General features: G+C 69.3%; 19 protein-coding genes and 1 pseudogene. 10 read left to right on the plus strand and 10 right to left on the minus strand.

The features are described 5' to 3' along the window. Nucleotides 1-169: 169 nt before the first annotated feature. Nucleotides 170-742 (plus strand): RICIN domain-containing protein, encoded by a 573-nt coding sequence (locus tag ACH4LD_RS40530; protein WP_398058277.1) that lies wholly within the window; start codon nt 170-172, stop codon nt 740-742. Between the two features lie 554 nt (nt 743-1,296). Here ACH4LD_RS40530 and ACH4LD_RS40535 read toward each other — a convergent pair. Further along, nucleotides 1,297-1,857, minus strand: a complete 561-nt coding sequence (locus tag ACH4LD_RS40535; protein WP_398058276.1) for an HNH endonuclease — start codon at nt 1,855-1,857, stop codon at nt 1,297-1,299. A 364-nt stretch (nt 1,858-2,221) separates the two neighbouring features. Continuing rightward, complete coding sequence (locus tag ACH4LD_RS40540; protein ID WP_398058275.1) at nt 2,222-3,619, minus strand: isopeptide-forming domain-containing fimbrial protein; 1,398 nt, start codon at nt 3,617-3,619, stop codon at nt 2,222-2,224. A gap of 554 nt (nt 3,620-4,173) precedes the next feature. Between ACH4LD_RS40540 and ACH4LD_RS40545 the strand changes: the two genes are divergently transcribed. The 4 genes from ACH4LD_RS40545 to ACH4LD_RS40560 all read left to right on the plus strand — a co-directional run bounded on the left by ACH4LD_RS40545 (nt 4,174) and on the right by ACH4LD_RS40560 (nt 5,948). Next, nucleotides 4,174-4,317: a hypothetical protein gene (locus tag ACH4LD_RS40545; protein WP_398058274.1), complete on the plus strand. Its 144-nt coding sequence runs from the start codon at nt 4,174-4,176 to the stop codon at nt 4,315-4,317. Nucleotides 4,318-4,344: 27 nt separating this feature from the next. Next, nucleotides 4,345-4,692 carry a hypothetical protein gene (locus ACH4LD_RS40550; RefSeq protein WP_398058273.1) on the plus strand — a complete coding sequence of 116 codons (348 nt, stop codon included), beginning with the start codon at nt 4,345-4,347 and terminating at the stop codon, nt 4,690-4,692. Between the two features lie 32 nt (nt 4,693-4,724). Further along, nucleotides 4,725-4,847, plus strand: coding sequence for a PmrA (locus tag ACH4LD_RS40555; RefSeq protein WP_398058272.1), 123 nt, complete (start codon nt 4,725-4,727; stop codon nt 4,845-4,847). 684 nt (nt 4,848-5,531) lie between these two features. After that, nucleotides 5,532-5,948, plus strand: coding sequence for a hypothetical protein (locus ACH4LD_RS40560; protein ID WP_398058271.1), 417 nt, complete (start codon nt 5,532-5,534; stop codon nt 5,946-5,948). A gap of 97 nt (nt 5,949-6,045) precedes the next feature. Here ACH4LD_RS40560 and ACH4LD_RS40565 read toward each other — a convergent pair whose 3' ends face one another. Continuing rightward, complete coding sequence (locus ACH4LD_RS40565; protein ID WP_398058270.1) at nt 6,046-6,204, minus strand: hypothetical protein; 159 nt, start codon at nt 6,202-6,204, stop codon at nt 6,046-6,048. Between the two features lie 108 nt (nt 6,205-6,312). Then, on the minus strand, nt 6,313-8,046 hold the full coding sequence (locus tag ACH4LD_RS40570; RefSeq protein ID WP_398058269.1) for an acyl-CoA dehydrogenase: 1,734 nt from the start codon (nt 8,044-8,046) through the stop codon (nt 6,313-6,315). A 1,060-nt stretch (nt 8,047-9,106) separates the two neighbouring features. Here ACH4LD_RS40570 and ACH4LD_RS40575 point away from each other — a divergent pair. Together ACH4LD_RS40575 and ACH4LD_RS40580 are read left to right on the plus strand one after the other, a co-directional pair. Beyond that, nucleotides 9,107-11,419: a molybdopterin-dependent oxidoreductase gene (locus tag ACH4LD_RS40575; protein WP_398058268.1), complete on the plus strand. Its 2,313-nt coding sequence runs from the start codon at nt 9,107-9,109 to the stop codon at nt 11,417-11,419. A 126-nt stretch (nt 11,420-11,545) separates the two neighbouring features. Then, nucleotides 11,546-12,097 (plus strand): EF-hand domain-containing protein, encoded by a 552-nt coding sequence (locus ACH4LD_RS40580; RefSeq protein WP_398058267.1) that lies wholly within the window; start codon nt 11,546-11,548, stop codon nt 12,095-12,097. A 290-nt stretch (nt 12,098-12,387) separates the two neighbouring features. Here ACH4LD_RS40580 and ureG read toward each other — a convergent pair. From ureG to ACH4LD_RS40595, 3 genes and pseudogenes are all read right to left on the minus strand, one after another. Further along, a pseudogene (gene ureG / locus ACH4LD_RS40585) lies at nt 12,388-13,035 on the minus strand (urease accessory protein UreG); the annotation flags it as partial. 38 nt (nt 13,036-13,073) lie between these two features. After that, nucleotides 13,074-13,748, minus strand: a complete 675-nt coding sequence (locus ACH4LD_RS40590; RefSeq protein ID WP_398058266.1) for an urease accessory protein UreF — start codon at nt 13,746-13,748, stop codon at nt 13,074-13,076. Between the two features lie 98 nt (nt 13,749-13,846). Continuing rightward, nucleotides 13,847-14,176, minus strand: coding sequence for a hypothetical protein (locus ACH4LD_RS40595; RefSeq protein WP_398058265.1), 330 nt, complete (start codon nt 14,174-14,176; stop codon nt 13,847-13,849). 302 nt (nt 14,177-14,478) lie between these two features. On the opposite strand from ACH4LD_RS40595, the gene ACH4LD_RS40600 reads away from it, so the two are divergent. After that, nucleotides 14,479-15,066, plus strand: a complete 588-nt coding sequence (locus ACH4LD_RS40600) for an isochorismatase family protein (protein ID WP_398058264.1) — start codon at nt 14,479-14,481, stop codon at nt 15,064-15,066. Nucleotides 15,067-15,640: 574 nt separating this feature from the next. Here ACH4LD_RS40600 and ACH4LD_RS40605 read toward each other — a convergent pair. Continuing rightward, nucleotides 15,641-15,958 carry an acyl-CoA dehydrogenase gene (locus ACH4LD_RS40605; RefSeq protein WP_398106223.1) on the minus strand — a complete coding sequence of 106 codons (318 nt, stop codon included), beginning with the start codon at nt 15,956-15,958 and terminating at the stop codon, nt 15,641-15,643. Next, complete coding sequence (locus ACH4LD_RS40610; protein ID WP_398106221.1) at nt 15,955-16,092, minus strand: hypothetical protein; 138 nt, start codon at nt 16,090-16,092, stop codon at nt 15,955-15,957. Before ACH4LD_RS40610 ends, ACH4LD_RS40605 begins: the two co-directional genes overlap by 4 nt. A 474-nt stretch (nt 16,093-16,566) precedes the next feature. Here ACH4LD_RS40610 and ACH4LD_RS40615 point away from each other — a divergent pair, with 474 nt between their 5' ends. Next, on the plus strand, nt 16,567-17,235 hold the full coding sequence (locus ACH4LD_RS40615) for a Type 1 glutamine amidotransferase-like domain-containing protein (RefSeq protein WP_398058262.1): 669 nt from the start codon (nt 16,567-16,569) through the stop codon (nt 17,233-17,235). Between the two features lie 222 nt (nt 17,236-17,457). After that, complete coding sequence (locus ACH4LD_RS40620) at nt 17,458-17,793, plus strand: hypothetical protein (protein ID WP_398106222.1); 336 nt, start codon at nt 17,458-17,460, stop codon at nt 17,791-17,793. Nucleotides 17,794-17,814: 21 nt separating this feature from the next. Here the strand turns inward: ACH4LD_RS40620 and ACH4LD_RS40625 are convergent, their stop codons facing one another. Beyond that, nucleotides 17,815-19,416: an ISL3 family transposase gene (locus ACH4LD_RS40625; RefSeq protein WP_398059902.1), complete on the minus strand. Its 1,602-nt coding sequence runs from the start codon at nt 19,414-19,416 to the stop codon at nt 17,815-17,817. Nucleotides 19,417-19,760 lie beyond the last annotated feature (344 nt).

A 19,760-nucleotide genomic window follows, 5' to 3' on the forward strand; every position in this document is an offset into this window, starting at 1 on the left:
GTGAACCTATCCGTGGATACAGAACCGGCGAGCCGTCGAGCCGTACGCCAATCCGAACACCCCTCCCTCATTCGGAGTCATTCAGGGTGGGCACTTTTGGCCGTCGACCGTATGGAGCAGGGATGCCGACGACCCACTGGCAGATGCCGCTCGACGAAAGGGACCGTCCATGCGCAAGATCGCTCTCCTGCTCGGTTTGGCACTCTCCGCAAGCGTGGCTGCGGTCGCCCCGGCCGCAGCCAACGGCCCCGGCTACCCCCCCAGCGACCAGGCGGTGGTCATCAGCAACGCCTCGACCGGCTTCTACCTGCAGACCGACAACCAGAATGAGAACCGGCCGCAGTACGTCCAGGTGTGGTACCCCTGGCCGCTGGCCAATGAGGGCTCGGGGTCGGTCTGGCGGCTCAAGCAGAAGTACGGCGACCACTACGTCATCGAGACCGAACCGATCAAGAACCCGACCCCGGCCTGCCTGACGGTGCCGGACAACGCGAAGGACAACGGCCCGCTGACCGTGACCGGCTGCAACGGCGGTCCGGCACAGGACTGGATCGTCCGCGAGGACGGCACCTCCGAGACCTACACCATCACCCCGGCCGGAGTGAACTTCCGGCAGTGGGCCATCACTTCGCAGTCGCAGAACTACCCCCACCCTGATGTGTACGTGACCCTCAAGCACTTCACCGGAACCAACGCGCCCACCAACATGCGCTGGAAGATCGACCCGCGGTCGGCCGCCTGACCTCCCCGGTCAAGGAAGGCCGACAGAGGCAGGCCCCAGCCCAGCAGGGGCCTGCCCCCACGCCGCGGCGGCCCCGTGCGGCTGCTGCGGGCCTGCGCCCCTGGGCAGGAGTGGGCGGCGTCGGCGTCACCGATGTGGTCGAAGCCGCGCAGCATCGGTGTGAACTCCTGGCCGCAACCGCACAGCACACACAGCCGGGTGCCCGGGTGCTCCGCCGCGTCCAGTGCGCGCTCCAGATCCAGAACCGGCGCGCCCGGCGGTGCCTCCCCGTAGTCCGGTGCGTGCGGGACACGGGGGGCCGGGCTGGGTGCCGCCACCGCCCGACGCTGTCGCGGACTGTGTCGATGGCGACTTCCAGCGGCCCGTTGAGCATCCCGGCGACTTCGTGCCGACCCCCATCCCGCGGGCGTTCCCGCTATCCGTCGGTGCGGGAACCCTGGGCCGGCTGGGTCATGGGACGGGGTTGATGGTGACGTGGGTGCCGGGGCACTCGGCGGCGCCGAGTGCCAGCGTGTCCTGCTCGGCCGGGTCCACGGTCAGGTTCCACTGGAGTTTCACGGCGGTCCAGTTGGCCAGGTAGTGGCAGCGTTCGGTGGGGTTGTCGGCACGAGCCAGGTGGTGGGGTCCTGGTCGGCTCTTTGGCGGTTGGAGCGGGCGCTGACTGCCTCGGGGTGGCGTGGGTCGTCGAGGTAGTTGGCGTAGGTGACGCGGCGCTGCCGGGTCCAGGCGGAGGCGCCGGAGTCCCAGGCTTCGGCGAGCGGGACCAGGTGGTCGATGTCGATGCCGCGGGGAACGTCGATGAAGGTGTCGTCGTACCAGGAGTACCAGCGACCTCCGGACAGGGTGCACCGGCCGGTGAGCGTCGGCGGCTCCACCGCTTCCTCGAGGAGAACTTCCATGCGGGTGTTGCAGCCGTCGCGGTCGGCATCGATCCGGCCGCCGAAGGACTGCTCACGGTCGTAACCGGTGCGGTCCTCCGCGGCGACGGGGAGCTGTTCCACCGCTTCGGCCCGTGGCAGGGTGTCGGCGGTCGGCGCGGCCTGCGCGGAGGGAGCGATCGTGGTGGGCAGTACGGCGAGAAGGACGGCGGCCAGGACGTGGAGGGCAGGGCGCACGGCGGCTCCTCGACGAAGAGCACGAAACAGGTCGTGCCTCTTGGTAGCGAGCCCGCGTTGCGGCACGCCCGGGAACCAGGGGCAGCATCACCCTGACGAGGGGTAAGTCAGATCGGGCCGCCACGGGCCGGGCCCCGGCATGGCACTGCCGGGGCCCGGCTCTCGTGCCGTCGCCTGCCTGCTGGGACGGGTTCACGGCCCGCTGCAGCAGGATGAGCGGGTCGGAAAACCCTGGGCGTGCGGATGACGGTTTTGCCGGCGGAGGGTAGGGCCCCGGTGCCCTACCCTCCGCCGTGTACCTCCGCAGGGATGGGCCGGTAGTGGTTGTCGGCAGCCCTCGTGGCGATTGGCTGGGGAACCGTTCCTAGCTGGCGCAGGGGTCGCAGCAGGAGGGGGCCGGTTCGACGCAGACGCTGACGGCGTCAGTGTTGTTGGTGGTGTCGGGGTCCTTTTCGTTGCTGGTGGCGGTGGCGGTGTTGCTGATCAGACCGGCCTTGGTGGCCTTGGCCCGCAGCACGAGGGTGGTGGTGGCGCCGTCGGCCAGGTCGCCCACGGCCCACTGCCCGGTGGCCGGGTCGTAGCTTGCGGGCGTGCCCTCGGCGGACAGGAAGGTGAGGCCCTCGGGGAGCTGGTCGGTGACGGTGACGCCGGTGGCGTCGTTCGGGCCGGTGTTGCGGACGGTGATGCGGTAGGTCACGGTCTGGCCGACGGTGACGTTGGTGGCGTCGGCTGCCTTCGTCACGTTCAGGTCGGCGGCCGGCTTGACCTGTGTGACCTGTTCGTTGGAGGTGGCTGTCAGGGGCTCCGGCGTGTCACCGAGCCGGTTGTCGTAGGAGGCGGTTGCGGTGTTGCTGATCTGCTTGCCGCCACTGGCCCGGTCGATGACGGCCCGGTACTCCACCGTGGTCCCTGCCGGCAGGGTCTCGGTGCTGGGCAGGCTGCCTCCCGCCGCGGCGGAAGCGCCGTCGCCGAGATGGAAGACGACCTTGTTCGCCGCGGCGTCGTAGTACGCCTGGTCGTCGCCTTGCGCGTCGCTCTTTGCTCCGGCGTTCGGGCCGTCGACGATGCGCAGGGAACCGGGCAGGTACGTCGTGCCCGGCGGGATGACATCGCTCAGAATGAGGTTCTCGGCCCCACCGCCGCCTTCGTTCTTGGCGGTGATGCGGTAGGTGACGACGTCGCCCACCTCCAGCGGCCCTGCGGGAATGGCGGTCTTGGCGAGTTCCACATAGGGGGCGGTGCCGAAGAAGATGCCGTCCAGGAAGTTGCCGACGGCGCGGTTGCCGCCGGCGGCGGAGACGGAACGGAAGGCGAAGCGCGTCAGTGTCTGGCCTGCCGGGACGGTGTAGGTGCCGGTGTAGTAGCCCCAGGCGGTGGTGCCGTCTGTGAAGCGCCTCTGCTCCACCACGGAGCCCGGCGCACCGATGTCCAGCGCCATGGTGTCCTGCCCCTGGCGGCCGCGATGGTACAGCCGCCAGTACAGCTTCGTGCCGGGGGTGGTCGGCAGGTCCTGGTAGAGCGTGGAGACCTCGTTCGCGTTGAGCTCGGCGAACTGGACGCCGTCGGCTGCCTGTACACCCTGGTAGCCCGAATGCCACAGCTCGATCTTGTGGTCGGAGGCGGTGGTGAGCCAGCCCGGGACCCGCTTGGATGCCTGCGTCTGCGAGGCGTCCGGCAGGACCTCATAATCGGTCACGGCGGGCTGCTCGAAGCTGCCGTTGGTCAAGGCAACGCGGAGCGGAGCAGCGGGCGGTGTGGTCATGGTTCTTCCCCTCGAAGTCGACGCGTCTGGAATGCGCCGCTGGCCGGCCGCAACTGCGTGCCGTGGCGGAGCCGAAACATCCCGTAGCGCACCGCATTCGAGCGAACACGTAAAGTGACGAGTGGCGGGGTTTGGCCAATCCCGCGAGACACGTTTGCGGAATCCACCCCCCGGAGCTGCTCCCTCCACGCCGTCATGCATGAGGTCAAGGCAATCGCAGCCACCACACATGCCTCCCAACTCTCTCCAGCCCACCCCGTCATGGCCGAAGATCCCCGTTGAACCTTCGCGGTTATCCCTGGCCAGAGTGAATCGGCCACCGGCGAAGTTGACGCTCCTGGCGCATTGGCGCGGCCAAGTAGGAACGGCGCAGTAACAGAGGTTGAATGTGACGACAGCTCGCATGACGCGTTGTGGTCGTAACGCGTCGACGTGGTGTCTGGGCAGAGTGTCGCTGTCGTTGCACGCCAGGAAGATCGGCCGGGTTCCCAAGGAGACGGCCCGGGTGGCGCAGGCTGCTCCGTTCCCGAAGGGCAGCCTGGCCATGCGGGTCCATGACGAGTTGGGCGAGCTTTCTCGGACGCGGATTTCGCTGGGCTGTACCCGAGCAGGCCCTGGCAGAGAACCAGATCGCCGCCCTGTGGCGGCTGGACGTCGGGCCGAGGGAGAAGACGTTCTGGAAGATGCTCCACGAGTAGGCAGCGTGCGTCGACGAGGTGCTGTACTTGAACGTGGAGGGCCTGTACCCGCAGGACAAGCGTGGGAAGACCACCGTCAAGGGCAGGGCGACCGAGTGGATTCACTGGCAGTCCGGTGCCGCCCAGCTGCTGCCCCGCCTCATCGCCCGGCGCACCCGTGGCCCACTCTTCCTCACCGACCACAAGGGCCCCGACCGGGGCGCCAATGTCGGACGTGTGCCCAGTAGACCGGCCGGGTCCGGCTCTCCTACCGCCGGGCCGAAGACATCTTCGAAGAGAACACCCGGCTCCTGGCCAGCCCCGCTCGCCCCGCCCGAGGACGTCGAGGACCTGGGGACGGCTGGATACTCCACCGGCCCCGCCACAGCGCCCTGACACACGACGCCGAGGACGGCACCTCGACCCCGATGCTGCTGGCCCGCTCCCGCCACGCCTTCGTCCGCTTCCTGGAGCGGTACGCACGCCCCGGCGTCGACGCGGTCGCCCGCCATGTCGCCGAGCGCGGGCCCGCCGCACGCCGCCGGACGTGACGCCCGCGTTTGCCGCTGGTGACAGCGTTTCTGCCAGGGCAATGACCGGCCCCAGGCGCCTGCCGGGCGACTGGCCGCAGCGGACACCACTCGGCTGGCACGGCCCTCCACAGGGGCCGTGCCATGCCGAGTCGGCGGTCAGTTACGCCAGAAGCTTGGCCAGCCTAGGAGCGACCGACGACTTGTAGGGCTCCATCTGGAAGCCGGAGAACTCGGCGTGAGTGAGTCGACCGTGTGTCTCCGTCGGTAGCGGCGTGCGTGTCTCGGGCAGACCGAACCTGCTCTACGGGGGACGCGGTCGAACGCGTCCCGCCGGCTCAGGATGCGCCGCTCACGCCGCACGGGCTGTGCACTCGGCCAGCGGGTCCCCCGAAAGAGAAGCTGGTCGGTCCGGGTGGCACTCCCGCCGACCGCAGACGAGGGCGCCGGTCGGCGGGAGCGCCGGGAGTGCGAAGTGCGCGGGTGGTGCACCCCATTGATGTTTGGGAGCGCTGCTTCACGCGTTGGTATGGAGCAGCGCAAGCAGCACCGTTTCCTCTCCCAGAACTCTGCTTGGCTTCCTGTGGTGACGCCGGTCGCAGGTGCCTCTGCTCCTCCGCTGGCTGGCGGCACAACCGTCCTGATCGAACTCCCCGGTCGACGCTGGCTCAACAGCGTGCCCGTGACCGAGAAGCAAGCAGGCACATGCGCATTTCCGCCTCCCGTCCCAGCCGAGTCGTCGCGCTCGCTCTCGGCGCCGTGACGTCACCGGCCGTCCTGTCCGGCACTGCTGCGGCCGCCGGCAACCTGGACGCCCCGTACGCCCGCGCCGCCGTGAAGGTCAGCGGCATCGCTTCACTGCTGGGATCCAAGAACGTCGACGCTGTCACCCGGGGAACCGGCACCAACCAGGCGGGTGTGTACTGCGTCAAGGTCTCGGACTCCAACATCGACCTGAGTAGCGCGGCGATCGTCGTGACGCTCAACAACAGCCGGGGCGAGATCACCGCCATCGGCGGACCTCACGGCTACTGCGGCAACGCCACCGACACCATCACGATCGTCACGAGCGACAGCGAGGGCAAGTCCGCAGACAGGCCGTTCACCGTCGCCATGCTCTGACCTCGTCGCACCAGGCCGGACCGTGCCACGCCGGCGTCGGCATCCCGGTTCGGGGAACGGTCACGGTGACCGTTCCCCGAACTGACGGCCGCGATCGTCAGCCGCCGGGCTCGCCCGCCGCCTGGGCGTGCGCGGCGAGTTCGGCGCGAAGGGAGCCCCGCCCTGCGCCGGCCGCGTTCCGCTGCAGCTCCTCCAGCTCGTCGTCGGTGAGGTCGTCGCCCCAGGCCCCCGCCCTCCCGCCGTTCGGCCTTCTCATCGCTCAACGGGCGCTCATGGCGCTTGAGTTGGCCATCCTCCGGGATCCAGTGGCGCACGGCCGTATCCTGCTGCACAGGCCCGGATCGGCCGATCTCGGCGACACCCTTCAGGGGGCTGTCAGCATCGGCAGGGAGGACAGGTGCTCTTCGGGGATCGAGAAGGCGTCCGTGAGGGCCGGCAGCTGGGGTGCGAGCCGGGTGGTCAGGGCGTGCCGGGTGCCGGGCAGGGAGCGGACCTGGTTGCGGCTGAGGGCGCCCTCGGCCAGGAGCAGCCCGCTGCGTGAGTTCACCTGGTTCAGCAGGAACAGGGTGTACAGGCCGGTCAGGGCCGCCCGGGTGCGGGGGTCGGAGGCACGGGCGATGGCCGCGGCGAAGGCGCCTGCGGCCCGGCCGACGGTGTGCGCCTCGGCGAGGTCCAGGGCCGCGGCGGAGGCGTTGTTCCAGCGCCCGAGTGCGTCACCGGTCCCACCGCGTCGCAGATCGCGCCGGGCGCGGATGTGCCAGGAGCGTTCGGCGGCGGTGATGTTTCGCCGGAGGAAACCGGGGTCGGTCATGCTCTCCCGACCGCTTGCCTGCGGGGGCTCGGATGCCAGCGGATGACCGAAGATCATCTCGGCTGCGGCCTTGCACCAGATGGCGAGGTTGTCTCCCTCCGCGGTGATGGCCCCGTCCGCGTTGGCGGGGTACTCCGCGAGCCCGTTCACGGGGAACAGGGCGCGGGCGCCGCAGCGCTCCCGGCTCTCGGTCACGATCTCCCGGGCCTGCCAGGTGATCCAGCCCTTGGCCAGGGCCACGAGACGCTCGGCTGCCGCCCGGTCCTCGGACGTGTGAGTGATCCAGTGTTCGGTGACCGCCCGGTGGAGGAAGGTCATCGCGTAGGCGGTGGCCACCCGGTCCAGGAGGCGGGCGTGGTGCGTGCGGTGAGCGGCCAGCGGTACGCGCCGGCCCGCGACGGGGCCGGAGATGTGCCGCGTGTGCGCGTAGCGGACAGCGATCGCCAGCGCCGCCCGGCAGCCGCCGAGGGTGCTGGCGCTCATGCACAGCTTTCCGACCGTCACCCGGCCGATCGCGTGCAGGAACCGTTTGCGCGCGCTGCCCACGGAACTGACGAGGGTCCCGTCCGGCAGGAGCCGGCCGTGTTCGCCCTGGACGAGGGCGGTCCGTGGCAGGCGTACCCGGTCGAAGCTGGTGACGCAGTGGTCCACCGGGCTCCCGACGCGCTCGGGCAGCACGGTCACAGTGACGCCCGGCAGGGTCCCGCGGTGGTCGCTCAGTGGGACGAGGAACAGGAAGACGCCGTGGTCCCGGTCTCCGACCAGCAGTCGGGCCGCCACCACCGCGCTCTTCGGCCCGCCGACGGCACTGGTGTTGGGCATGTACTTCTGTGCACCCTCGTGCGGGGTGTGCAGCACGAACTCCTGGCGTTCACGGTCGTACCTGGCCCAGGTCTCCAGGGCTGCCGCGTCGTTGCCGTGGGCGCGCTCGGTGCACAGGAACGTGCCGATGCGATCGAGGCAGTAGAACGCGCTGAGGTCGCGCGGCGGCGAGAGGTGGTCGTCGAGCAGGCTGCCGAGGAAGAGGTTGTAGTGGATGCCGACGACGGTCGCCGTCGCACCGTCCACCACCGCGGCCCACTCGTGCAGAGCCGCCAGCCCCCGCGGATCCCGCGCCAGGTCTTCAGGACACAGGAGCTCCTCGTTCAGGGCACGCAGCCGATCGTAGGAGAGCTGCCACCTCTCTTTCGTGCCCGCATCGCTGCGGTGACGGAACAGGCCGGTCGAGACCGCCTTGCGCCACATGCCGTGGACATCAGCACCCTCAGGGCCGTCAGCGAAGAGCACGTCGGCGAGCCTGGCACTGTCGAGATCCGGGTAAGTGTCGGTTGCAGGAGTGCTGTTGATCATCACGCCCGGACCAACGATGCAGACCCGCGAACGGAAACCACCCCGACAAGAAAATGATCTTGGCTGGACAGAGTGCCCTGCCTGCAGAGCGCCCGGCCGACGACGGCCGTCCTGCCCCAATCGCGGAGGTGTGGGCTCACCGGTGCCTAGGCTGTCGTGCGGCCCGTGGGACCGGGTGCGCGTTTCCCCGTTCGGCCGCATCCTGGAGCCGGCTCCGTCAGGTGCCACAGACCGACCCTCCGGGAGGTACTGTGATCTGTTCGCCCTGCTCATGCCCGTGGCGATGATGGCTCTGCTGTTCGGAGTGACCGCTCTTGAAGAGCGTCTTTTCCCACAGCCACCGGTCCCAAAGGATGCCGGCCCGTCGGCAGCACCCAGCCGCTGAGCAGCAAGACCCCGGGTGTGCGTGCAGCGCCAGTCAGCACCCTGCTCACAGGCCTTGGTAGGCACGGCGCCGCAGGACGTGTGGCCGTACTGGAACCCCGCTCGATCGGTGCCGGCCGCGCGCACCGAGTTGTGACAACTGGCCTGCACCCGGCTCGGGGCGGGCACTGTGCAGGCGTGCGGGGTGGCGCCACCCGCAAGCGGTCCGCGCCCTACGAGCGGGCCCGCCTCGCTGCCGGCGCTCTGGCCGCCCGGGTCCGCGCCGCGCGGCGAGCGGAGCGCCGGGGCTCTCGCCCCCGGCCGTACGCCGTCGCGGTGCCCGCCGCCTCAAGGTCGCACCCGCGGCCGTTCCGCACCGGCCCGAAGACTGACCGTCCCCCGCCCTTGGAGCCCGAGTCCGGCATCGGCCGTACGACGGTCAGGTCGCGGTCGACAGAGGCGCTCCGGGCTCCGGCTGAGTGGCGGCGGTGGGAGTCGTGCGCACCGTCAGGGTTGGGCAGCATCCGCCAGGGGGAGCCTGTGTCCCGCGGGCCGCTGACTGACGCGGAACCCCTATGGTGTAGCGGCCGTTGTTCGAGAGCCGGAGAGACTTCAGGGATGGAGTTGGTGCACGGTGGAACGACGCATGCCGGTGGCAACGCACTGGGGCAGTTTCGTAGCCGTGGTCGATTCGGGTCAGCTGGTGCGCATTGAACCCCGGGGTGATGACCCCGCGCCGTCGCCGATCGGCCCGGGCATGGTCACGGCTGCTGAGGACAGTGCGCGTGTGCTGCGACCCGCGGTGCGCAAAGGGTGGCTCAATGGCTTGCCGCGCGCCGATGAAACGGCCAGAGGTGCGGACGCCTTCGTAGAAGTCAGCTGGGACGACGCGCTCACGCTGGTGAGCGAGGAATTGCGCCGAGTGCGCGCACAGCACGGGAACAGCGCGGTGTTCGGCGGCTCGTACGGCTGGGCCAGTGCGGGCGGCTTCCACAATGCGCAGGGTCAGCTCCAGCGGTTCCTGGCGTTGGGCGGGGGCTACACCGACTCGCGCAACACGTACAGCACCGCCGCTCTTGAGGTCATCCTTCCGCATGTGATCGGCGGAGCTCCGTGGAGCTACCAGTCCCGGATGCCGATGTGGGACGAGATCGCCGAGAGCTGTGAGCTCGTGGTGGCCTTCGGGGGGCTGGCTCTGAAGAACAGCCAGGTCAACCCTGGCGGGCTGGCCCGGCACCAGACACGGGACCTGCAGCGGAAGTGCCGTGAGGCCGGGGTGCGGTTCGTGAACGTCAGCCCGATCCGCAGTGACACCGCCGACTTCCTCGACGCCGAGTGGCTGCCGGTCATCCCCAACACCGACACCGCCTTGATGCTCGGCATCGCGCACACGATGCTGGTCAACGACTGGCACGACGAGGACTTCCTCACCCGCTGCTGCGAGGGGTTCGACCGCTTCGCCTCCTACCTGACCGGCGACGTGGACGGCGTCGTCAAGGACGCCGACTGGGCCGCGAGGATTACGGGCATCAGCCGCGACACGATCCCCGATCTCGCCCGTCGCCTGTCCACACAGCGTTCCCTCATCATGGTCAACTACGCCATACAGCGGGCGGACCACGGTGAGCAGCCGATCTGGATGTCGGTCGTGCTGGCGGCCATGGCGGGTTCGCTGGGCCGGCCCGGCTGCGGCTGGGGCGCGGGCTACGCGACAATGGACGCGACCGGAGTTGCCCCGGGCCGACCGTCTGTGGCGTCGATGCCGCGGGTGGCGAACCCTGTTGCGGACTTCATTCCGGTCGCCCGGATCGCCGACACCCTGCTGGAACCGGGCGCGACCATCGACTACGACGGTCAGCGTCTGACCCTGCCGGACCTGCGCCTGATCTACTGGTGCGGAGGAAACCCCTTCCACCACCACCAGGACCTCCACCGCCTCACCCGAGCCTGGCAGCGCCCGGACACGGTGGTGGTCCATGAAGCCTGGTGGAATACCACGGCGAAGTTCGCCGACATCGTGCTCCCCGTCGCGACCAGCCTGGAGCGCGACGACTTCGCCGCGGGGTTCTCCGACCCTCACCTGGTCGCGATGCCGAAGGTCCGCGAGCCGGCCGGCGAGGCACGCACCGACCACCAGATCTTCGCCGCTTTGGCTGCCCGGCTCGGCTATGAGCGCGAGTTCACCCAGTCGCGTTCCGAGATCGAATGGGTCCGGCACCTCTACGACCAGACACGGGCGAACCTCGGCGACGACGCGGCCCTGCCGAACTTCGACGACTTCTGGCAACGCGCCTGCGGTGTCGAACTGCCGGCACTCAGCGGTCCGTTTCCTGGCAGCTTCGAAGCACTGCGCTCCGATCCGCAGCGCTTCCCCCTGACGACGCCGTCGGGCCGGATCGAGATCTTCTCCGAGGAGATCGACTCGTTCGGCTACGACGACTGCACCGGACATCCGGCGTGGTTCGAACCCGTGGAATGGCTTCGCGCCGACCTGGCGGACCGCTTCCCGCTGCACCTGATCTCGAATCAGCCTGCCTCACGCCTGCACAGCCAGTACGACAACGGTAGCCACAGCCTCAAGTCAAAGATCCACGGCCGCGAGCCCGTGACGATCAACCCGCAGGACGCGGCATCACGCGGTATCGAGAACGGCATGATCGTGCGTGTCTTCAACGACCGAGGCAGCTGCCTGGCGGGCGCGATCCTGTCGGACGCCGTCATGCCCGGCGTCATCCAGCTGTCCACCGGAGCGTGGTGGGACCCAGCCCAGCCGGGCCGGAGCGGAACCCTGGACCGCCACGGCAATCCCAACACCCTCACCGGGGACCGTGGATGCTCGCGTCTGTCCCAGGGACCCAGTGCGCACAGCGCGCTCGTCGACGTCGAGGTCTACGACGGCCCGGTCGAGGAGGTACTCGCCTTCACACCACCACACCTCGAACACTGAAACGAAGCCAACTCAACGGTATGCCGTGTTCACCCTCGTCGGGCGCCCGGTCGGCAGGTCCGACCGGTGCCCAGCCTCCACTCGGACCTTTGCGTCGCCGTAACTGCTTGAATACGGTACGCAGTCATGACTGCACTTCAAGACCTCAAGTACGGACAGTGGTTCAGGGGCGCCGATGTCGATGGCGACGGGTTCATTACCCGGCACGACGTCCGCAAGATGAGCGAGCGCTACATCAGCGCCCGCGAGACCACGCCTGATGCCGAGACCGTCCGCCGGCTCATCGAGGGGATGGACCAGTTCTGGTCGAACGTCATCGCCCCGATGGATCAGGACGGTGACGGGAAGGTCGATGTGCGGGAGATGACCGAAGGCTTCAAGAGTGTCCTGACCGACCGCGCGTTCTACCCGCAGCAGATTGCGCCGGTCACCAACTGCTTCTTCGACCTCGTCGACCTCAACGGAGACGGCAAGATCGACCAGGCCGAGTTCCAGCAGATGTTCAGCTCGGTCGCCGCCGTCCCCGGCGAGGACTGCGCCGCCGTCTTCGCCGCTCTGGACCTCGATGGTTCCGGCGGACTGAGCCGTGACGAGTTCCACCAGGCACTCGAAGAGTTCTTCTACGGCAACGACCCCGACGCTCCCGCCAACCACATCTTCGGCAAGGTCACCGCCTGACCATCCCCGGATATGCCCCCGGCCCAGCGCTTATGCCAGATCTTCAGCAGGGCCGGGGAGGGGACGCCGTAGGCGGGCGACTGGGGACGTGCGCGCCATCCGTCGCGAAGTGGCGCTGCGGGAGGGTGGTGACGCGTCCGTTGTACGCGGCGCGGATCAGAGCCGTGGCAAGGACGCCGTGCGGATGTCCGACGGGCTCCTGGCCGTCCGCTGCGGGGGCCCGGGCGGCGGCGAGTTGGGCGGAGACGCTCATGCGGTTGCCTCGGCGCGCCACTGGGTGAGGGGCCGGTGACCCGGTCGGCGACGTCGCGGATGCCGTCGTCGCAGGTGAGGTCGGTGAAGATGACGGGCAGGTCGCCGCGCTGTCGTTTCGCGTCGGTGGCCATGGTGTCCAGGTCGGCGCCGACGTGCGGGGCGGGGTCGGTCTTGTTGATGATGAGGAGGTCGGCGGTGGTGATGCCGGGGCCGTCCTTGCGCGGGATGTCGTCACCGCTGGCTACGACGATGACGAAGACCTGTACGTCGATGAGGCCCTTGGAGAAGGTGGCGGTGAGGTTGTCGTCACCGGATTCGACGAGCACGAGGTCGAGGGGGTGAAGGGTCTCCTCCAGGTGCTCGACGGCCTCCAGGTTGGCGGAGATGTCGTCGCGGATCGCGGTGTGCGGGCAGGCGCCGGTCTCCACGGCGGTGATCCGCTCGGGCGGCAGGACGGCTTCGCGCAGCAGGTACTCGGCGTCCTCGCGGGTGTAGATGTCGTTGGTGACGGCGGCGATGCTCCAGCGGGCACGCAGGGTGCGGCAGAGCGCGGCGACGGTCGCGGTCTTGCCGGAGCCGACGGGTCCGCCCAGGCCGACGCGCAGGGCGCGGCGGCTGCCGTCGCGCCGGGTCGCCGAGGCACTGGGCGTGTGCTGGTGCGGCAGGGACTGATCGAGGTGCATGGCAACTCCGTAGGGCATTGCGGGTGTCCGAGTGGTGGTCAGGAGGCGAAGAGACGGACGGTCCAGGCGGCGTGCTGTTGCCAGGTGACGTCCAGCAGGGGTGCGGAGGCTGACAGCAGGGCGTCGATGCCTTCGGTCATGGCGCGGCCGGCGGCGCCGGCCGCGGCTGCTGCGACGTGGTCGGTCTCGGGCCCGAGGCGGGCGAGCATCCCGGAGGCGGCGAGCGGGTCGAGGCTCAGCAGGCGCACCGCTGCGCTGGCCGGGCCGCCGATGTTCTCGTACGCGGCGACATAGGCGGCGTCCACCGGGGCGAGTCCGGCGGCGCGGGCGGCGAGGCCCACCACGATGGGCTGGTGCGCGCCCTGCGGACGCGCGGCGGCCAACTCTTCGAGTTCGGCCGTAGGGAAGGTGGCTCGGGCCGCGCGCATCATCTGCCGGCCGAGCCTGCGGGCGACGGCACGCAGGGCGGGGACGGGGGTGCGTGCGTCGGCGGCGTCATCGAGCAGCAGCGGGTCAAGCCCGGCGACGGCTGCGGCGGCCAGCCCGGCCGCGGTCAGACCGGTGGTGTGCAGACGCCCGCGGCAGAACGCCTCCAAGCTGTCGGTGTCGTGTACGGCTTTGTGAGCGATGGCGGCCTCGACACCGCTGGAGTGGGCGTGCCCACCGGCAGGGAAGCGGCCGTCGGCCAGCAGGAGCAGGGCTGCGCGGCTCATGGGCGAGCGGCTGTCTTTCACAGGGTCGCAGGGCGGGCGGTGGCCCGGGGCAGGCACCCGAAGCCTGCCCCCGCCGGGCCTCGGTCGGATCCAAGGCGTCAGAAAAGGAAATACCGTTGTGCCATTGGGACTTCGCTGACGTACGCGCGCGGAATGGTCACGCCGTCGATTTCGGTGCGGGCGTCGAGCGTCGTCGCGCCGCCGATGGTCACCTCGAAGCTGTTGTGGTCGACTTCAAGGCCGGCGGGCAACGCGTCGTTCAGCTTCATGTCGCTCTTGACGATGCTCCGGATGGACTGGCTGATCGCGACAAACCGCTTCTTGAGACCGACCGTCTCATCGGGCGCTTCTCGATCATCAGCAAGGAAGGACGCGAAACGCCCAAACGAGGTCTTACCTACACCATCCGGTGCATCCGTGGAGTACACCGTATTCACCCCGCCCCGTCGGGCACAGGGAGCCCGTTCCTGAAGCCGCCGCGTCGGATATCCGCACGGGATTTCGCGGGATCAGCCCTCGTCCTCACCGGCTTCCGTACCGACCGCCTGTCTCGGCGACGGTCGAACTCGGCCGTCGCCGGCACCCTGTGCTCCCCGTGGGGAGAAGGCGCTGCACCTCGTTGGCGTGCATCCCGCGCACGTTTGGGTGAACGACCGGTGAGCGGCGCGCCCGCCAGCTGGCGGACGGGCAACCATCCAGAAGTGGTTCATCCCAGGGAAGGGGCTTTTCCATGCGTCGTGCACTGATCATCGTCGATGTGCAGAAGGACTTCTGCGAGGGCGGCAGCATTCCGGTGAAGGGCGGCGCGGGCCGGGCCGCCGCCATCGCCGACCTGGTCGAGCACGCCGACGGACAGTACGCCTTCGTCGTAGCCACCCGTGACCACCACATCGACCCGGGCGACCACTTCTCCGAAAACCCCGACTTCCAGAACTCGTTCCCCGTCCACTGCGTCGTCGGCAGCGAAGGAGGCGAGTTCCATCCGGCCTTCGCCCCCGCCGTGGACGCCGGGCACGTCGACGAGGTCGTCTTCAAGGGCGCGCACTCCGCCTCAAAAAGCGGTTTCGAGGGCTTCACCAAGGACGGCACGACACTCTCCGCCTGGCTGAAGACCCGCGATGTCACCGACCTCGACGTCGTCGGCATCGCGACCGATCACTGCGTGAAGGCCACCGCACTGGACGGAGTCCGCGCGGGCTTCACGGTGCGGGTCCTGCTCGACTACACCGCCGGCGTCGCCTCCGACACCACGCGCACCGCACTCGACGAGCTGCGCCGGGCCGGCGTCGCGCTGAGCGGCGAACCTGTTGTCGCCTGAACAGGCCAGTTCGGCTTCCCCGACCCGTGCGTTCACAGGCGAGGGACCGGATCGGTCCCTGTCCTGCTTGCAACGCTGGTTCAGCGATCCCAAGCCCGGCCGTCCCTCGGCCCCGGTGGTAGTCACGGAGCCCATACGGCTGTGGTGGCACCCCTACTGGGAGACCGCCCCCTCGGTGCCGGCGGCGCGCTCCGAGCTGCGCGCGCTGCCCGTCCTCATCGCCGAATACGAGGAGAAGAACGGCACGCGCCGGGGAGGTTGGCTTCCTGCGCGCTGGCCTGCCAGGCCGCCGACCAGACACAGCCGCCGAAGCTCACGGAGCTATCGTCGCAAGGCATTGACGTGGCACCCTTTCCCTGCCTCATAAGATGATCTGCCTCGGTGCTCATCGCATCCATCGGGGTGAACCCTGGCCATCGCCCTGCCACTCCCTGCCCCCCATGACTTGACTGTCTGGCCGGCTTGCACCTGGCGCCCCGCGGCTGCGGTCGAACCGCTCACTGGTTGGCCTGACACGTCGGCGCGGTCTTCACCTACGGTCCAGCCAACGCACCCGCACTGTCTCCGAGCGGTCTTAGGTCAGGTGGCCGTCAGCATCGGCAGGGAGGACAGGTGCTTCTCGGGGATGAAGAAGGCGTCTTCGAGAGCCGGCAGATGGGGAGCGAACCGGGCGGTCAGAGCGTGCTGAGTGCGGAGCAGTGCTCGAAACGTGGTCGCGGCTGAGGGCGCCTTCGGCCAGGAGCAGCCCGCTGCGTGAGTGGACCTGGCTGAGCAGGACCAGGACGTGCAGGTCGCCCAGGACCGCTCGGGCGTGGGGGTCGGTGGTGTGGGCGATGGCCGTGGCGAAGGCGTCGGCGGCCTGGCCGATGATGTGGGCCTCGGCGAGGTTCAGGGCGGCAGCGGAGGCGTTGTTCCAGCGCCCGAGTGGTCGCCGGCCTCACCGCGTTGCAGATCGCGCCGTGTGCTGGTCTGCCAGTAATGCTCGGCGGCGGTGAGGTTGCGACGGAGGAAACCGGGGTCGATCATGCTCTCCCGACCGCTTGCCTGCGGGGGCTCGGAGACCAGCGGATGACCGAAGATCATCGCGCGGCGTGGTTCGTGGTATCACGGCTGCTCGGGGTGCGAGGGGTGGCGGGCGTTGGCTGTACCGGGGCCCGATAGTTGCCACCGACGGGGCTGATGGGGCTCCAATCTCCCCACCCTGGGCTCAGGGGTGGGACAGACCTGCTCACCGAGACTCCCCAGACATAGGTCACTTGGCCTGTGGCGGAGCCCTGCAGCTTCGGATTGGCCCGACAGCCAGCCCGCCCTGGGGGCCGGACGAGCCGTCCAGGGAGGGCGGAGCCCGTGCGTGCGTGCGACGCCAGGTGCGCTGGATCCTGATCTACCGGGCGAGCGGCCTGGTGCAGGAGGTCTTGCCCCGTTCGGCAGCGATGAGTCTCGTGGTGGTCCCAGGTCTACACGCTAGACCGCTCCACCGCACTCGAATCAGGAGGCATCTTGAAGCTGCTTCTCACGTCCGCGGGCATCAAGAACCCGAGCATCCACGACGCGCTGGTCGACCTGCTGAGCAAACCGATCGCCGACTCCAACGCCCTATGCATTCCCACTGCGGGGTACGGGCACCCCATGGGCAGTCCGGGTGGGGCATGGCGTTTCATCACCGGCCGGTCCTCGACACCCATGTGTGAGCTGGGTTGGAAGTCCTTGGGAGTGCTGGAGCTTACCGCGCTGCCCAGCATCGGTGAGGAGCGCTGGGTCCCCTGGGTCCGGGAGTCGGACGTCCTGCTGGTGAATGGCGGCGACGCTCTGTATCTGGGCCACTGGATGCGGCATTCCGGGCTGGCGGATGTCTTGCCGTCGCTGCGCGAGACGGTCTGGGTGGGGCTGAGCGCCGGGAGCATGGTGATGACCCCACGTATCGGTGAGGACTTCGTCGAGTGGAAGCCCCCCACCGGTGGCGACAGCACGCTGGGGATCGTCGACTTCTCGATCTTTCCGCACCTGGATCACGAGCTGCTGCCGGAAAACAGTATGGCCGACGCGGAAAGATGGGCAGCAGGCATCCCGGGTCCGGCGTACGCGATCGACGATGACACCGCCATCAAGGTGATCGACGGCACTGTCGAGGTCGTCTCCGAGGGGCGTTGGAGGCTCTTTCCCTCCTGAGGAGACGCCGTCCCGTCCTCCTCCACCAAAGATCTACATCTTGTTTGGTGCCATGACACGCTCGTCAGCGGCACCGAACTGGCGGTGTATCCAGTCCTCGTTGACCTCAGCAACCGACTGCGGATCGGAGAGCACAAGGGGTCGCTTTCTGGGCTCTGGCCGCAGTTCCGGGAACGGACTTATGGCGGGGAGCGAAGGTCCCGCGTGTGGCACTCTGGGTGGGTGGCAGAGAGCAACCGGGAACGCGCGGTAGAGGGCTGGATCTGGAACGAGAACGTCCAGCCCTTCTTGGCTCTCTTGGCGCGTTACGCCGGCTACGACTTCGATGACGCCGACTGGCAGGCGGTCGAGCTCGGCCTTGAGGCCACCGATGATGAGCACCCGGATCGCTGGTACAGCTATCCACTCGTCGGATCGGACCATCGCCTTGAAGTGCAGCTCGCGCAGGCCGTGGGTGGCAGTGAGGTTTCTGTCCGCGTGGCGGGAACTTCCGGCCCTGAGCTGCTGCTGAGGGCGGACACGCTGATAGCGGCCTTTGGCACCGGCCTCGTCGCATGAGGCGAGCATGAGGCACAGCCCTCATGGCTGGGTGGGAATCCGGGTCCGGAGGAGGGCGAACGAGGCTCGGCCATACATGGCTCGCTTGAGCGTTTCAACCCGGTTCACGTGCCCTTCGACGGCCCCGGAGCTCCACGGCAGAGTCAGCCCGGCGGTCACCGCGTCGAGATCCTGGCGAAGGAGGCCGGCGAAGCCCTTCATGGGCTTGGGTGCGTCCTGCTCGGCCTGCCGGATCCACTCCAGCAACAGGTGTCCGCGCTGGTGAGGGACCAGATCGGCGAACGCCCGAGCGAGGTCGCAGGCCCGGGTGATGTCCGGGCGGGCGAGCCGGACTTGGAGGAGTCGCTCGTTCTGGCTTTCGGTGAGCGTCTCCCGGGGCCGCATGATCCGCGAGGTGATCTTGCGAGGGCTCGGGATGTCGGCCCGGACCGGTTCGGCGGTGCCCGCGCGGGGGGCGGCGAGGTGTTCGCGGACGACCTGGCGGCTGCCGTGGTAGCCGCGGGCCTGGATCTCCAGGAACAGGCGTGTGCCGCTGACCTGGCCTTGCGCCTCGGTGGAGCGAGCGTTGAGGTATGCCTTGAAGGGCTCCGGGACGCCGTTGGGACGGCGGTCGCGGGCGGAGGCCGGCAGCTTGTCGAGGTCGGTGTCGCGGAAGCGGCGCAGGGTCTTGCGGTCGAGGTTCAGACGGCGGGCGATGGCGCTGATCGTCCAGCTTTTCTCCAGCAGGCGGTGGATGTCCTCGTAGCGGTGGCGGGTGCGTTCGATGATCTGGGTGCAGGGATGTTCCGCGGGCGGTAACAGCATCGGGGTCACCGCCGGCACCTCGGCTACTTCGGCCGCCGTCTCCTCCTCGCGTTTGCGCAGGCAGTCGCGGTGCTGGTGGCAGGTCTTCTCCACCGCGGCGGACAGGTTCTGCAGCAGGTGCCGGCGATCCGCGACTTCGAGGGCATGGGGGGCGGCTTCCTTGACCGCCTTGGTGTAGGCAGTGGCCCGGTCCCGGCAGATGATCGCGGCTCCGGGATGCTCGGTGAGCCAGGCCGCGAACGTCTCAGAGGCGCGGTCGGGCAGTACGTCCGCGGCCCGGCCGGCCTCGACGTCGACCAGCACGGTGCCGTAGGTGCAGCCCTTTCGGAAGGCAAACTCGTCCACCCCCAGCACCCGGGGGGCACGGTCCGGCACCGCCGGCGCCGTCAGCAGCCTGAGCAGCCGGGTTCGGCCCGCGGTCAGCCGGAGTCGGTGGCACAGCCGGGCGGCGGGACGGCCGCCAAGCTCGATCGCGATCGACCGCAGCCAGCCCGCAAGCCCGGTACTGGAACGGCGGTAGCGCGTGGACAGGCCCGGCACCTGCTCGACGAACGTCGTAGGGGAACAGCTCTTCCGGTCGCAGAAGTACCGGCGCACCCGCAGCCGGACGATGACTCGGCGTGAGCCCAACGGCCGCTCATCCAGGGTGCGTTGATACGTGCTGTGCACGCGGCGGGCCTGCTTGCGACAGTTCGGGCACCGGCCTGGACGGGCTGTCGCCACTGCCTCCACCACCAGGATGTCGGAGGAGTCGCTCACCCCCTCCACCGGCACATCGATCCCGGGAAACAGCACATCCTCTACCGTCTTGCTCGCCACGGCAGGAAGTACGCTGCCGAAACGATCCCGCGTTCCTGCCGCTGACCTGGGGATTCACGGAACTGCGGACAGAGCCTTGAAACTCCCCACCGGCGCTCCCCTTGTTCCCCGGACCTGCTTTTGTTCCTCACCTCGCGATGTGGCTGATGCCGGTGAAGCGGATCCGCCCGGCCTTCAGGGGAGCGGGAGCGCCACGTCCGCTCGGGGGCGTGGCAGCTCGTGGGTCGGGGGGGGGCGCCCCCCCGGGGGGGGGGGGGGCCCGGGGGGGGGGGGGGGGGGCCCCCCCGCCCCCCCCCCGCGGGGGGGGGGGGGGGGGTGGGCGTCAAAGTGGGGGGGGGCGCGGG

This window comes from Streptomyces sp. NPDC017676 (genome assembly GCF_044329325.1).
Lineage (GTDB): Bacteria > Actinomycetota > Actinomycetes > Streptomycetales > Streptomycetaceae > Streptomyces.

Bases quoted from the DNA above. Each gene is read 5' to 3' on its own strand.
- ACH4LD_RS40530 (WP_398058277.1), top strand. From the start codon at position 170: ATGCGCAAGATCGCTCTCCTGCTCGGTTTGGCACTCTCCGCAAGCGTG.
- ACH4LD_RS40540 (WP_398058275.1), bottom strand. From the start codon at position 3,619: ATGACCACACCGCCCGCTGCTCCGCTCCGCGTTGCCTTGACCAACGGC.
- ACH4LD_RS40545 (WP_398058274.1), top strand. From the start codon at position 4,174: ATGACGAGTTGGGCGAGCTTTCTCGGACGCGGATTTCGCTGGGCTGTA.
- ACH4LD_RS40555 (WP_398058272.1), top strand. From the start codon at position 4,725: ATGCTGCTGGCCCGCTCCCGCCACGCCTTCGTCCGCTTCCTGGAGCGG.
- ACH4LD_RS40560 (WP_398058271.1), top strand. From the start codon at position 5,532: ATGCGCATTTCCGCCTCCCGTCCCAGCCGAGTCGTCGCGCTCGCTCTC.
- ACH4LD_RS40565 (WP_398058270.1), bottom strand. From the start codon at position 6,204: ATGAGAAGGCCGAACGGCGGGAGGGCGGGGGCCTGGGGCGACGACCTC.
- ACH4LD_RS40580 (WP_398058267.1), top strand. From the start codon at position 11,546: ATGACTGCACTTCAAGACCTCAAGTACGGACAGTGGTTCAGGGGCGCC.
- ACH4LD_RS40590 (WP_398058266.1), bottom strand. From the start codon at position 13,748: ATGAGCCGCGCAGCCCTGCTCCTGCTGGCCGACGGCCGCTTCCCTGCC.
- ACH4LD_RS40600 (WP_398058264.1), top strand. From the start codon at position 14,479: ATGCGTCGTGCACTGATCATCGTCGATGTGCAGAAGGACTTCTGCGAG.
- ACH4LD_RS40610 (WP_398106221.1), bottom strand. From the start codon at position 16,092: ATGATCGACCCCGGTTTCCTCCGTCGCAACCTCACCGCCGCCGAGCAT.